Below are 12,902 nucleotides of genomic sequence, written 5' to 3'. Positions count from 1 at the left end.
TAATACAAACATAAAAACAGAGTCATTTAATGCATAAGATTCCTAAATATATTTTAATAACCATTCCTATTCTTTTTATGTTTGCTTTTGGCTTATCTGCACTGATTCCATCAATATTTATTGCTTGGTTGGTTTATCAGTCATTTTTTTCTGACCACATTTTATACAACCCTAAAAAAAATTACCAGTATAATCTCCAATCATCCCGAAAAAAAACAATAGTTATTCAAGATAATACAATATTGCTTGAAGCTTCTTCTAAGCAGTCTACTTATATCATTGAAGCTAATGTAACTTCTTCTTTTAGCGGGAATTTTCTAGACCCTTATATAACAATCACTTCCCAAGGAAATGAAGTAAAGCAGTACTTTGAAAGAAGTGTTAGTGGCAAACGCTATTTAAATATTTCTTCTTTATGCAATGATCACGGGGGATCGTTAACTCTTAATCTGAAAATATCGCATTGCACTATCTCTAGCTCATGCATACTACATACCTTTGATAACTCTCGAATCAGCATTGATAAACTAATGGTCATTGCCCCTCATGCAGATGATGCTGAAATTGCGGCTTATGGTCTGTATAGCCGTACAAACAGCCACATAATCACGCTTACCGCCGGGGAAATTGAACCAGAAACTTTTAAGCACTTTTCTAATGACTTAGAAAAAGCTTCAAAGCTAAAAGGCCTTGTCAGGGCTTGGGACAGTCTGGCAGTTCCTTTATGGGGTAATCAGCCATACACCAACTCCATTCAATTGGGTTATTTCTGTAAGCAACTTGCGAAGATGCATGACTCACCAGACCTGCCCGTGCAGTCCCTTACATCCCCCATTAATGACACCCGTACATTCAGAATCTTTAACACGAAAACCTTGACTTCAGATCAGGATGGTAAATCAACCTGGAAAAACCTGGTTCAGGATCTGGCTGATCTTATTGAGCAGATAAAGCCTACTTCAATCGTCACTCCTCATGACCAGATTGATGCTCACTCAGACCATATTTTTGCAACGAGAGCCTTAAAAGAGGCGCTGTCCAAAACAAAGCATCAGCCTGATCATCTTTTGCTCTATGCAAACCATTTGACGACAACTGACATGCATCCTTATGGTCCTGCTCACAGTAATGCTTCGCTCCCACCATCATTCGAAATGACTAAAGTTAACAGTCTGTTTTCTGTTCCTCTTGACAAGAAAGTTCAAACAGATAAAGCAATTTCTTTGGAAATGATGCACGATTTACGTCGACCAATAAAATTTAAGAAAAAAATACGTGCTATAATTCAGTCACTCATTATCAATCGGAAAATCACTTCTTATGGTGCTGATCCATATTTCCGTAAAGCTGTTAGAAGCAATGAGCTTTTTTTTGTAGAACCAATCAAATAAAGTATTTTATACAATATCATTCTTTACTGACTACGGGACATTTTTTGAGGAGAGTGCTGGCAAGGTCAGCAGCATGAGCTAAGAGAGTAGTTCTCACACAAACTTTCTTTGATGCCAATGAACCCTGTCACAGCACTCCAGAACAAGCTTAGTGTTCATCTCGATTGGAACAAGGCTCGTTGTGAATTTATTGCTCAATTTATCCTTGGTCTGATCAAACTCAGAACCAGCTCTCTATACAGACTCCGTGTCGCCTTTGTCAGAGAGGCCTCCCCCGACTCAAGCTACAAACGGATTCAACGTTTTTTCAGAAGCTACTCACTGGACTACTCCGCTATTGCTCGCTTGATTGTCACGTTAGTGCCTCTTGAGCCTAAGTGGACTCTCTGTCTCGACAGAACCAACTGGAAACTCGGAAGTCAGGACATTAACCATCTGGTTCTGGCTGTTTGTTGTCAGGGTGTTGCCATTCCTTTGTTCTGGAGCAACCTTGATAAAGCTGGTTGCTCCGAGTCGAATCAGAGAATTGCCCTCATGAAACGCTTTTTGGCAACTTTTCCGGATCAGCCAGTTGCCTGCCTGACCGCAGACCGGGAGTTTCATGGACACAGCTGGCTAAGCTGGCTCATGGAACAAGGAATACTGTTCAGGATACGTATCAAGAAGAATACACAAGTAGCTAAGCCCGGAAGCTCTGCCATCTCCGTGCGGTTGCAGTTTCGTTCATTGAAGACTGGCACTTGGGATGCAATCTCGAAGCCTTGCAAAATCTGGGGCTTGAAGCTTTATGTTGCAGGGAGTTTGTCCCATAAAGGCTACTGCTTTGTTGTCAGCCAGGATAAGCCTGATACGATTATTCCCGACTACCATTGCCGCTGGGAAATCGAGTCTCTGTTCAGTTGCCTTAAAACCAGAGGGTTTGACATGGAAGCTTGCAGGCTGACCGCACCAGAGAGGACGGACAAGCTGACGGCTTTGCTGGCTTTGGCATTCTGCTGGAGCTACACCGAAGGGTTGAAGAGGCAAGCAATTTCTCCATCAAGAATTGCGAAAACGCGCTTTGGTGCATCATGGCCAGCAGAAAGCATTTTCCATCAAGGCTTGGAGTATCTACAGGAACTACTTCTGAATCCTGATAAATTGAAACGTGGATTTAAACAGGCTTTGAACTTTTTGTCCCGCAGTCAGCATTCTTTATCCAAATAAACTTACTTCCATTTCCACCTTTTAAAAACTGAGTGCTACTTTTATAAAGTAACTATTTCAGCCACCAGCCCAAAAAATTGCTAATATGTTAGCTGGATTTATAGAGAATCCTTCATCATGCCAATTGACTCAGTAACATTTCGAAATAAAAAATTCTACAGTAAAAAAATCAAGCCCTATACTGGTAAAGAAAACATACACTCAGACAACAAAATTTATGAGAGCATGTATTCAAGAGTTTACATGCACGAACGCAGTGTTTACAAAACAGTTAAAGTAAGTAATTTCATTCGAGACAACTTCAGATTGCTAACTTATCGATCAAAATCGTATGACGAGATTAAAGGTAATATCTTTCTTAGTAAGTTAGGAATAAGAGTACATAATATTCAATTCTGGGGAGTTGCGCCACTAAGTCGCGATGTTAACGAGCTTCTCATAACAGAAAAGCTTGAATCTTACTTACCTATTGAACACCATACAAAACTATTTCGAGAAAACAAAGTTATTGAAAAAATTCTTATCGATATAGCAAATGATATCAATCTGATGGCTGAAAATGGAGCTATATATAGAGATCTTCACTTCCAAAATGTCATGTCAACTGAGTTAGGGGAGATTTGCTGGATCGATACTGCATTGAAATACATAAGATCCTACCATAAAATTGAAGATAAACTAAGAGTTAAGGTTAAAGTCCTCAAAAAAGATCTTCTCGATACTGGAAAACTAACAAAATCAGAATGGGAAATTTTTTATGACACTCTAAAATATGGCAAATAATTTTCTCATACAAATCAACACTTGAACCAAATTTTCAAACCTATTAAAGTACGCTAGCCTTTTTTTGATAAAGACATTTTCGGCTAACTGCACACAGCCATCTCTTTAAATAATATTTAACAAGTAATCAAAGCTGACTTTGAACGGCATCAGGTAATATAAATGCCCAAAATTGATGAAATTAAATCCCTACTGGAAACTGTTCTCGAACTGGATGCCAGTGAATTTAACGAAGACACAGAACTTCTCGGCGCACTCCCTGAATTCGATTCCATGGCAGTTGTCGGCGTTATCACTGCTCTGGAAGAGTCTTTCGGAATTGACGTTGCAGACGATGATATCGACGCGACTATTTTCGAAACCGTTGGCAGTCTGCTGGAGTATGTGAATCAGGCCCATTCCTGATCAACATACCAGACTGGCTACACCTCAGGGTGTAGCCAGTACTGAAAGCTCAGAATAAGCAGCATTTACCTCAGAAGCAGGCAGCTTACCCCGAACCTGCTTAGGCTGTGGAAACACCTTTCTACGAGACAGCAGTATTTTTTGCCCCGCCAAAAAACGCTCATCGACCTGCAACGACTTAACATCAATACTCTTACAGATTGATCCACACGTTGCCCCAACTGCCTTCCTGAACAAGCTAACATTGCTAATCATCTGAATATGCCCACGCCCCAAACGACGGGTCATTAAAAGATAGCAATGCTCTTGTCCATCACTGATCACTATCTGCTTTACATCCAGCCCTTCATGATCAATAAATACCTTCTTTTCCTTCTCTCTTAATATTTCCTGCACTTCATCTTTTGCTGAAAGCACTTTGTACTGTCTGCTAAAAGACGGCAGTGGATAAATAATCCGGCAATCTGTTTCTACATCCTTAAACCCCAGCTTTTTATACACCTTATAAGCTTCAGGAGAAGAGGTCAGGCTGGTCAGGCTGGTATTCTTGCGCTTAAGAAACGGCATAAGCAGCATGATAGAGTTGTTACGGTATTCATCCTTAACAATCCACGCCGTCAGATTGCAAACGATGTGGGTTTCCCCATCCAGTACAGTCGTCGAGTTCAGCCCACCCAGAAAACCGACCACTTTCTCACCATTATCCAGCACATAGCCCGGACTCCAGTCTTCCTGATGCCAGAGGTTGGTAAACAGTCTCTGCCAGATTTCACGGGTAAAGCGCGTGCTGTTCAGTTCCTGTAATAATGGATAAACTGCATCAAAGTCTTCAGCCGTTGCAGCCCTGACCTTTGCTTTAGGCAATGCAGGTGCAGACATCAGATCAGTAACTCCCGGACATGTGGATGACTCAAAAAGTCCTGCGGACTGGCTGTTGCGCCGTAAGCACCAGACTGGAATACAACCACCAGATCGCCAAGTTCCGCTTCAGGAAGTTCAAGTTTAGCGCCGACAATATCCAGTGGCGTACACAAAGGGCCAACTATTTCGACTTTTTCTGTTTTATCACCATCGACACGGTTAGCGATCAAGACAGGATAGTTCTTCCGAATGACCTGACCAAAATTACCCGAATTAGACAGATGGTGATGTAAACCACCATCTGTCATCAGGTAGGCCTGACCTCTCGACACTTTCTTGTCAGTCACCTTGCAGATGTAATAACCGGCTTCTCCGACGAAGTAACGTCCCAGCTCCATGACAATTTCAGTGTCACGAAAATCACCACTACGGGAATCCAGCAAACGTTGAAGGTTTTCAGCGACAGGTGTCACATCCAGCGCCTTTTCACCCGGGAAATAGGGGATACCAAGACCACCACCGATATTGACGTGCTCCACTTTAGCGGGTGCAATAGCTGTTAGCCTGGCAGCCAGCTCAAATGTCTTGTCATGGGCTTCTATCAGTGCATCAGCTTTCAGGTTCTGTGAACCTGAGAAAATATGAAAACCCTTAAAATCAATTTTTGCCGTATCCAGACCTGACAGAATATCCGGCATTAATTCCGCATCAATACCAAACTGCTTAGGTCCTCCGGCCATTTTCATGCCAGAAGATTTCAGTTCAAAATCCGGGTTCACACGGAATGCCACTTTGGGCCGGATGCCCAGATCTTCACTGATGACATAAAGCCTTTCCAGCTCTAGAACTGATTCAACATTCACAACAATTCCTGCCACAACCGCAGCCCACAGCTCGCCAGGTTGCTTGGCAGGGCCTGCAAAGCTTATCGTTTCCGGTGCTATACCAGTACTCAGAGCCACCAGCATCTCTTTGTGTGAGGCAACGTCCAGACCATCCAGCATGGAAGACATGTGTTGCACAACCGCTGGCATAGGATTTGCCTTAATCGCATAATGCAGCTTCAGAGCTTCCGGCATGGCGGCACGCAATGCTTTAACCCTGTCACTTAGTTCTGTCCGGCTGTAAACATAAACCGGTGTCCCCCCAACAATGTCAACCAGCTCTGAAGCTTTCCTGTCAGCTATCAGCAGTTCATTGTTATTAACATTGATTCGCTCAAGCCGGTCATGTTTTTTACTCATTGCTTCACTCCTGTTGCACTGAACAGGCTTTTGTACTCTTCAGTCAATACTTTACGGTCAATTTTGCCATTCGGGTTGCGGGCAAGGCTCTGCTTTTCGATCACCTTTGCAGGCACCATATAGGCGGGTAAATGCTGCTGACAATATTTGGTAATGGCTTTTTCATCGAACACCTGTTCGTCACCGCACACGACCACCAGAACAACCGCCTGTCCCAGACGCGCATGGGCAAGGCCAATGGCAGCCACTTCTGAAATCAGACCAGAAGCGTAAACCACCTCTTCTAGCTCGCTGGGGCTGACACGATAACCAGACGTTTTGATCATATCGTCACGACGCCCAATAAAATACAGAAAACCATCGTCGTCCCGCTTCACAACATCACCCGACCAGACTGCCAGTTCCTGCGTCGGAATTTCCTTAAAAGCCATGGGTGCAGGTTTGAAGCGTTCAGCAGTACGCTCTGTATCATTCCAGTACCCCATTGACACCAGACCACCCCGATGAACCAGTTCGCCGGGCTCATTGGGCTGGCACTCCTCCCCCGCTTCATTAACCACCAACAATTCGGCATTCGGAATCGCTTTGCCCATAGACGTCGGACGATGGTCTACTTCAGATGGATCAAGGTAACTCGAACGGAATGCTTCGGTCAGGCCATACATCAAATACGGAGAGGCATTGGGTAATCTTTCTCTTAGAGCAGACAAGGTTGCGGTCGGCATAGCGCCACCGGAATTAGTAAAGTAGCGCAAACCATGACCCGCTTCCTGCCACTCCAGGTCAGCCAGCTGAACCCACAGTGGCGGAACCAGCGCCAAACCGGTAATGCCCTGCTTTTCAACCGCTTTTACAATATCCCTTGGCAGCAGGTATTCGAGCAGATAACAACCCGCCCCCACAGAAAAAGCCGTGGTCAGCTGACTGAAGCCGTAATCAAAGCTGAATGGCAGCACACACAGCAAACGGTCGTCAGCCGTATTATGCAGGTACTCTGCCACACTGTGAGCACCTGTCACCATATTACGATGGGATAATACGACACCTTTGGGTTTACCAGTGCTGCCCGAAGTGTAGAGGATGGCAGCCATGTCAGCGTCAATACTGGATGGAGGCAACCATTGTTCAGCCCTTCCCAGAAAATCATTCCAGGCCAGTGTCGAACCATCGACATCAACAGGATCGACTACAATGACCTGAACCAGATCATGACATTCATTGAGCAACGGCTGAAGCTGTTTATATCTGGCTTTATTTGTCACCAGAATACGAACATTGCAGTCTTTTAAAATATGTACGACCTGTGGAGCCTTCAGCACCGGATTCACCGGAACCATGACACCGCCCGCAGCGGTTGCACCAAAAAAACTGAATACGGCTTCTGGCGTTTTAGGCAGATAAATGGCAACCCTCTCATGACGAGCCAGCCCAAGCTGCTGCAAACCAGTGGCAACACGTTTCACATGATTGGCAACAGATGCATAATCATACCATTGTGTTTTGACACCTAACGCCCGGGCATCAGGTGTTTTCTCTGCCTGATCCAGAAGCAACTGGTGGAGAAGCTGACTCATACATCGATCCAACTAAAGGAGAAATAACGGAGTATTGTAACAAACAGAGCACTTGTAATCAGTGCGTGTTCCTAATCTACAGTCTATTCAATTTTAAGGTACTATAGTCCAATATTTAGCCATCTATAAAAAACTATTCTCTGATAAGTAGAATTACTCAAAACCTAAAGCTACTTGCCAAAAGTACAAGACACCCCTCCAAAAAGCCATTCCATGTACTTTCCACAACGGAAATAATCTACTCATACCGCCTGATCCAGAACAACAATAACCAAGGTAGGAAATAATGAGTATACGCCCTCAGGACTATCGCCCCGAAGACTATCGTGCTGAATCCAACCGCCCTCTTACCGGAGAAGAATATCTTGCCTCTCTCAGAGACGGTCGGGAAATATATATCGACGGACAACGGATTGAAGACGTTACCACACACCCGGCATTCCGCAACTCTGCCGCCACTGTCGCCAAACTCTACGATGCCCTCCATGACCCCGAAACCAAAGAGAAACTCTGCTGTGAAACCGATACAGGCAATGGCGGTTACACTCACAAATTCTTCCGCTATGCCCGCAGCAAAGATGAGCTCAGGGAACAACGGGACGCTATCGCAGAATGGGCCAGAATATCCTACGGCTGGATGGGTCGCACCCCCGATTACAAAGCCGCGTTCGGTAGCTCACTGGGGGCATTTCCAGAATTTTACGGCAAGTTTGAAGACAACGCCCGGCGCTGGTACAAACGTATTCAGGAATCCTGCCTCTATCTGAACCATGCGATTGTTAACCCACCCATTGACCGGGACAAATCAGCTGACCAGGTGCGTGACGTTTATGTACACGTTGAACGTGAGACCGATGAAGGCATTTATGTCAGCGGTGCCAAAGTGGTTGCCACCAATTCTGCACTCACCCACTACAACTTTATTGCTCAGGGTTCTGCCCAGGTGATTGGTAATGACACCGATTTTGCCCTGATGTTCCTGACTCCAATGAACACCAAAGGCGTTAAACTGATTTCCCGTGGTTCTTATGAAATGAACTCAAGCCGGGTGGGTGAACCCTTTGATTACCCACTCTCCAGCCGGTTTGATGAAAACGACGCCATCCTGATTTTTGATAACGTCTTTGTTCCCTGGGAAAACGTGCTGGTTTACCGGGATTTCGACAAACTACGCTCCTGGTTCCCGGTCGCAGGCTTTGGTCGTCTATTCCCCATGCAGGGTTGCGTCAGGTTGTGCGTCAAGCTGGACTTCCTTGCCGGTCTTCTGGAAAAGGCGCTGGAGTGTACCGGTGTCGTTGATTTCCGTGGTGTCTCTGCTGACCTTGGCGAAGTTGTGGCATGGCGAAACATGTTCTGGTCATTAACGGACTCAATGTACGCCGAAGCGGAACCCTGGCAAGAAGACGCTTACCTGCCCAACGTAGCCGCTTTGCAGTCCTACCGGGTATTCGCGCCAACGGCTTATCCGAAGATCATGAATATCATTCAGCAGACTGCCGCCAGCGGCCTGATCTATATGCCCAGTGGTGCGAAGGACTTAAAGAATCCGGAACTGGATAAATACCTTGCGCAATATTGTCGCGGTTCCCGGGGCATAGATCATGTTGATCGCATCAAAATCATGAAGCTGCTGTGGGACGCTGTAGGTACCGAATTTGGTGGACGTCATGAGTTGTATGAAATCAACTATGCCGGTAGCGCTGAAGAAGTCCGTATGCAATGCCTGCGCTGGGCGCGCAACACTGGAGCTATGGCGGAAATGAGCGCACTGGTTGAAAAATGCATGAGCGACTACGACATTGAAGGCTGGAATGACCCTGCCTACAACAACGGCGAAGACTTGAAAAAAGGCTTCATGTAATACCCATAAAGGCTGTCTGTTGACAGCCTTTTTCTGTTTAAGTATTCGAACAACTAAACCATACTGTTCCACAACAAGAATAAGATCAGGAACTCTGCATGATTAAACTTTTCAAGGTAAAGCTCCCCATTGTAAAACTCTCCATTGCAAAACAAGGCCTGAAATTATTGTCCGCCCTGGCTTTAACCGCTGTTGCCAGCGTCAGCCAGGCATCGAAAGAAATGATACTGGCCACCTGGCTTCCAGCGTCACACCCCATGAACGCAACGGTGTTCCCTGAATGGGCAGACCAGATTGAACAGACGACAGAAGGTCGTGTAAAGGTCAAGCTGGAATACGACCTTGGTCATCCGAAGAGTTACTTTGACCTTGTGGAAGATGGCGTTGCCGATGCCAGCTGGTCGGTTCACGGTTACATACCTGGTCGTTTTGTGATGACTGAAGTCGCAGAGATGCCTTATGTCAAAGCCGATGCCCGAGCCTCTTCAGCCGCTTTCTGGAAGGTCAATGAAGAGTTCTTTGCCAGACAGAACGAACACGACGGCATTGAACTGCTGGCGTTGTTTACCAATGGCGGCAACTGCCTGTACCTGACCCGTCCAGCCAACAACTTTAACGACATCAAAGGTCGGAAAATCCGTGTCACCGGAGGTATTGCCTCACGACTGGGCGAACTGATCGGTGTTACCGGCATCAGTGCTCCAGCCAGCAAAATCTACGAGCTGCAACAGCAGGGCGTGGTTGATGGTACCATTATCTCACTGCAGGACCTGAAGGCCCTGCGCCTGAGTGAAGTCACTAAACAGGTTATCTGTTTCCCCGGAGGTCTGTACCGGGCAAGCTTCTCTTTCTTTATCGGTGAAGATTTTATGGCAGGCCTGTCTGCCAGGGACCAGCAAGCTATTCGGGCCCTGTCCGGGGAAAAACTCTCAGCCCGTATTGGTCAGGTCTGGCAGGAAGCCGACGCTGACGGAATCAATGTTGCCTTAGCCAATGGTGTTGAAATTATTAACCTGACGGAAGACGATGACATGTCAAAAGAGTTGATCCGAATTCTTCCCCTGGTTGAAAATAAATGGCTCGACAATGCTAAAAAACGGGGAGTGGATGGTAACGCCGCGCTTCAGGCTTATCGCAAATACGCTGAAAATTATACGCCCCAGGGATAATAATGACGTAAGGCTCTGTCCTCTGGCAGAGCCTCTGAGAGAAACAGTCAGTGCCAGATCTGAAAATCGACAACAACATACAGTCCATTCCCAATATCAACATTGGTCAGGCCTATGACCAGCGGTATGAAAACGCTGATATTCACTATGAACGCCACGAAAAAATGGCGTTATTCTTTGGGCGTAATATGCCTGTACACCACCATGACCGATACTTTCAGGTTCATGTTATTCTACAGGGTACAGCAAGAGTTCAACTCGATGACCGCTACTACAGGGTGAATGCTCCCATGTGCATCTATACACCGCCCGCCACGCCACACGCCTTTGTGACGGACGACGATGCACCCGGCTATGTTCTGACAGTTAAACAGGAGACAGTCTGGCAGTTATTAAAAGATTCTGGTCTTTTATATGACCAGCCAAAATGTTTCTCACTAAAACACAACAATGCTACAGCACAACATTTTCTGGAGTTGTGCCGACTGTTTCAGTATGAGTTTGAACACGAAGAAATATACCAGCACCACACACAGGCCGCCTGGGCAAAGCTGTTATTGATAAATCTTCTGAGAATGACTGGGAGTGATACACCGGTCCTGAATACCCGAACCGCCGACAGCCGCACCTTTACCCGATTTAATATACTGATTGAATCCCATTATACCCGGCACTGGGCAATCACAGATTACGCTGTTGAGCTGGGAATCTCGACCACTCACCTGAATACTATCTGTCAGCGTTTGTCCGGCAAGTCCTGCAAACAACTTATTCATGACCGCCTGTATGTAGAAGCCAGACGGCTGATGTTGTTTACTGGTCAGACCATTAACCAGATCAGCTATGAGCTGGGGTTTAAAGATCCTGCGTACTTTTCCCGTTTCTTCAAGCGAATGACCGGGGTATCACCTAATCAGTTCAGGCAGGAAAAGAATCTATAGCAGGGCGGATAACCGCCCCTGAAAGAAACGATTACCGCAACGGCACCATCAACACAGGAATATGGCTGGACTTAAGCACCTTGTTAGCCACTGAACCCACCAACAGCTTATCCATTCCATGCTTTCTTCGCTTGCCCATCACAATCAGGTCAGCATCGACCCGGTCAGCAAACCCAACGATCGCCTGCCCGGCATGCGTCCCTTCAATGACATGAAGCTCCGGTTTGCCCTGAGGAAATTCAATGCCCTGTTCCATTTCCTCTTCTATAAAGCGCTCCAGCCTGTTTATCATTTTAGATTGCAACCGGTCCATGCTTTCCGTTTCCATTTCTTTCAGCATTTTATCGGTCACCGCAAGGCTGACTCGCCTTTTGGCGTATTCGTTACTGTCTTCAATCACCGTTATAAAAAGCAATCGGGCATTATTACTCAGCGCCAGCCTGACAGCCATTCTGAAAGCCGGACGTGACCCGGGTTGCAGGTCAGAGGCGTAAACAATGTTATTAACGTCTGGAATCATAGCCACTCCTGAATAACATACGACAGCCAATTTCAGGAGACTGTCGTAATATAAAATTTACAGGCTTACACTTTTTATAGGCTCACACTTCGAACAAAACATTCACCTGTCCTGTACCCGAGCTTTCAAAGTAAGGCGTGATCATTTCAATTCTTCCCTCATACTGATCCCACCCCAGCGCGCCAAACAGCATGGCTGTGTCGTGCATTCCTCCTTCACCATCACACTTCTCAGCGTATTCAGGCAGTATTTTCAGAAACGTTTTAAAGTCTCCCTGCTTCCAGAGGTCAAGCACCCCGCAAATCCATCTGCTTGTTAAATTCACTGGAAATGGTAAAGAGTCCTTTGTCTACCAGCCGGTTTTCCCAGATCAGGTGAGACAGAGAACCTGAGGCCAGCAAAGCCACACGACTGTCACTCTCTTTTACAGCTTCAGCAATGGCTTCACCAATACGACGGGAGTCTTTCAGCTCATGTCGTGTACACCAGGCAGCAACAGAGACGACTTTAATATCGCCCGGCTCATTCATATAGCGCATCGGGACAATCGTACCGTACTCCAGATCCAGGCTCGGCACTTCATGGGACATAGCATTAATGCCCCTGGCTACAGCCTTTTCAGCGATAGCATGGGAGAGTTCCGGATTACCGGTATAGTCGTAGCCAAGATTCTGAATGAAGTGCGGAAACTCATGGCTGGTATACACCCCTTCATTACGCCGATTGCCATTGATATGGAAAGCCGCATTGACCAGCCAGTGAGTATCAAGAACAACAAATGTGTCTACATCCAGCTCTCTGGCCATATCCCCCAGCTTTTTCAGCCCATTGATCGCAGCATCCCTGCAGCCATTATGAGGGCCGGGCTGTTCAGAAATGATCATGGAAGGCACATGAGTAATTTTGGCAGCAAGTACGATTTCGCCCATGCCTGACTCCTCGCTTTT

Annotated in this window: 13 protein-coding genes; 7 read left to right on the top strand and 6 right to left on the bottom strand. The window is 46.1% G+C overall.

Annotation, left to right across the window (positions count from 1 at the left end):
* The first annotated feature begins 29 nt into the window (after window positions 1-29).
* From V5J35_RS13955 to V5J35_RS13940, 4 genes are all read left to right on the top strand, one after another.
* Entirely contained in the window at window positions 30-1,391 is a 1,362-nt protein-coding gene (locus V5J35_RS13955; protein ID WP_354007725.1) for a PIG-L deacetylase family protein, read from the top strand.
* A 117-nt stretch (window positions 1,392-1,508) separates the two neighbouring features.
* Window positions 1,509-2,597, top strand: a complete 1,089-nt coding sequence (locus tag V5J35_RS13950; protein ID WP_354007724.1) for an IS4 family transposase — start codon at window positions 1,509-1,511, stop codon at window positions 2,595-2,597.
* Between the two features lie 117 nt (window positions 2,598-2,714).
* A complete protein-coding gene (locus V5J35_RS13945) occupies window positions 2,715-3,380 on the top strand; it encodes a hypothetical protein (RefSeq protein ID WP_354007723.1) in 666 nt (221 codons plus the stop codon).
* A 162-nt stretch (window positions 3,381-3,542) separates the two neighbouring features.
* Window positions 3,543-3,785 carry an acyl carrier protein gene (locus V5J35_RS13940; RefSeq protein ID WP_354007722.1) on the top strand — a complete coding sequence of 81 codons (243 nt, stop codon included), beginning with the start codon at window positions 3,543-3,545 and terminating at the stop codon, window positions 3,783-3,785.
* A gap of 24 nt (window positions 3,786-3,809) precedes the next feature.
* Here V5J35_RS13940 and V5J35_RS13935 read toward each other — a convergent pair whose 3' ends face one another.
* From V5J35_RS13935 to V5J35_RS13925, 3 genes are read right to left on the bottom strand one after another with little or no spacing between them, the layout of a single operon-like run.
* A complete protein-coding gene (locus V5J35_RS13935) occupies window positions 3,810-4,664 on the bottom strand; it encodes a GNAT family protein (protein WP_354007721.1) in 855 nt (284 codons plus the stop codon).
* Window positions 4,664-5,890 (bottom strand): pyridoxal-dependent decarboxylase, exosortase A system-associated, encoded by a 1,227-nt coding sequence (locus V5J35_RS13930; RefSeq protein WP_354007720.1) that lies wholly within the window; start codon window positions 5,888-5,890, stop codon window positions 4,664-4,666. Before V5J35_RS13930 ends, V5J35_RS13935 begins: the two co-directional genes overlap by 1 nt.
* Window positions 5,887-7,464 carry an acyl-CoA ligase (AMP-forming), exosortase A system-associated gene (locus V5J35_RS13925; protein ID WP_354007719.1) on the bottom strand — a complete coding sequence of 526 codons (1,578 nt, stop codon included), beginning with the start codon at window positions 7,462-7,464 and terminating at the stop codon, window positions 5,887-5,889. The genes V5J35_RS13930 and V5J35_RS13925 overlap by 4 nt, the downstream gene beginning before the upstream one ends.
* Window positions 7,465-7,750: 286 nt before the next feature.
* On the opposite strand from V5J35_RS13925, the gene hpaB reads away from it, so the two are divergent.
* From hpaB to hpaA, 3 genes are all read left to right on the top strand, one after another.
* Entirely contained in the window at window positions 7,751-9,325 is a 1,575-nt protein-coding gene (hpaB, locus tag V5J35_RS13920; RefSeq protein ID WP_354007718.1) for a 4-hydroxyphenylacetate 3-monooxygenase, oxygenase component, read from the top strand.
* A gap of 98 nt (window positions 9,326-9,423) precedes the next feature.
* Window positions 9,424-10,494: a TRAP transporter substrate-binding protein gene (locus tag V5J35_RS13915; RefSeq protein WP_354007717.1), complete on the top strand. Its 1,071-nt coding sequence runs from the start codon at window positions 9,424-9,426 to the stop codon at window positions 10,492-10,494.
* 50 nt (window positions 10,495-10,544) lie between these two features.
* Window positions 10,545-11,435 (top strand): 4-hydroxyphenylacetate catabolism regulatory protein HpaA, encoded by an 891-nt coding sequence (hpaA, locus tag V5J35_RS13910; protein ID WP_354007716.1) that lies wholly within the window; start codon window positions 10,545-10,547, stop codon window positions 11,433-11,435.
* A 31-nt stretch (window positions 11,436-11,466) separates the two neighbouring features.
* On the opposite strand, the gene V5J35_RS13905 is transcribed toward hpaA, so the two are convergent.
* The 3 genes from V5J35_RS13905 to hpaD all read right to left on the bottom strand — a co-directional run bounded on the left by V5J35_RS13905 (window position 11,467) and on the right by hpaD (window position 12,884).
* A complete protein-coding gene (locus tag V5J35_RS13905; protein ID WP_354007715.1) occupies window positions 11,467-11,955 on the bottom strand; it encodes a universal stress protein in 489 nt (162 codons plus the stop codon).
* Between the two features lie 82 nt (window positions 11,956-12,037).
* A complete protein-coding gene (locus V5J35_RS13900; protein ID WP_354016417.1) occupies window positions 12,038-12,250 on the bottom strand; it encodes a DODA-type extradiol aromatic ring-opening family dioxygenase in 213 nt (70 codons plus the stop codon).
* Window positions 12,243-12,884, bottom strand: a complete 642-nt coding sequence (hpaD, locus tag V5J35_RS13895) for a 3,4-dihydroxyphenylacetate 2,3-dioxygenase (protein WP_354016416.1) — start codon at window positions 12,882-12,884, stop codon at window positions 12,243-12,245. Before hpaD ends, V5J35_RS13900 begins: the two co-directional genes overlap by 8 nt.
* Window positions 12,885-12,902: the final 18 nt, after the last annotated feature.

This window comes from Endozoicomonas sp. NE40, assembly GCF_040549045.1.
Classification (GTDB): Bacteria; Pseudomonadota; Gammaproteobacteria; order Pseudomonadales; family Endozoicomonadaceae; genus Endozoicomonas_A; species Endozoicomonas_A lisbonensis.
The sequence above is the reverse complement of the archived record's forward strand: the minus strand, read 5'-3'. Positions and strand labels throughout refer to the sequence as shown.

Coding starts and splice junctions, on each gene's coding strand:
- V5J35_RS13955 (WP_354007725.1), top strand. CDS start 30: ATGCATAAGATTCCTAAATATATTTTAATAACCATTCCTATTCTTTTT.
- V5J35_RS13950 (WP_354007724.1), top strand. CDS start 1,509: ATGAACCCTGTCACAGCACTCCAGAACAAGCTTAGTGTTCATCTCGAT.
- V5J35_RS13945 (WP_354007723.1), top strand. CDS start 2,715: ATGCCAATTGACTCAGTAACATTTCGAAATAAAAAATTCTACAGTAAA.
- V5J35_RS13940 (WP_354007722.1), top strand. CDS start 3,543: ATGCCCAAAATTGATGAAATTAAATCCCTACTGGAAACTGTTCTCGAA.
- V5J35_RS13935 (WP_354007721.1), bottom strand. CDS start 4,664: ATGTCTGCACCTGCATTGCCTAAAGCAAAGGTCAGGGCTGCAACGGCT.
- V5J35_RS13930 (WP_354007720.1), bottom strand. CDS start 5,890: ATGAGTAAAAAACATGACCGGCTTGAGCGAATCAATGTTAATAACAAT.
- V5J35_RS13925 (WP_354007719.1), bottom strand. CDS start 7,464: ATGAGTCAGCTTCTCCACCAGTTGCTTCTGGATCAGGCAGAGAAAACA.
- hpaB (WP_354007718.1), top strand. CDS start 7,751: ATGAGTATACGCCCTCAGGACTATCGCCCCGAAGACTATCGTGCTGAA.
- V5J35_RS13915 (WP_354007717.1), top strand. CDS start 9,424: ATGATTAAACTTTTCAAGGTAAAGCTCCCCATTGTAAAACTCTCCATT.
- V5J35_RS13905 (WP_354007715.1), bottom strand. CDS start 11,955: ATGATTCCAGACGTTAATAACATTGTTTACGCCTCTGACCTGCAACCC.
- hpaD (WP_354016416.1), bottom strand. CDS start 12,884: ATGGGCGAAATCGTACTTGCTGCCAAAATTACTCATGTGCCTTCCATG.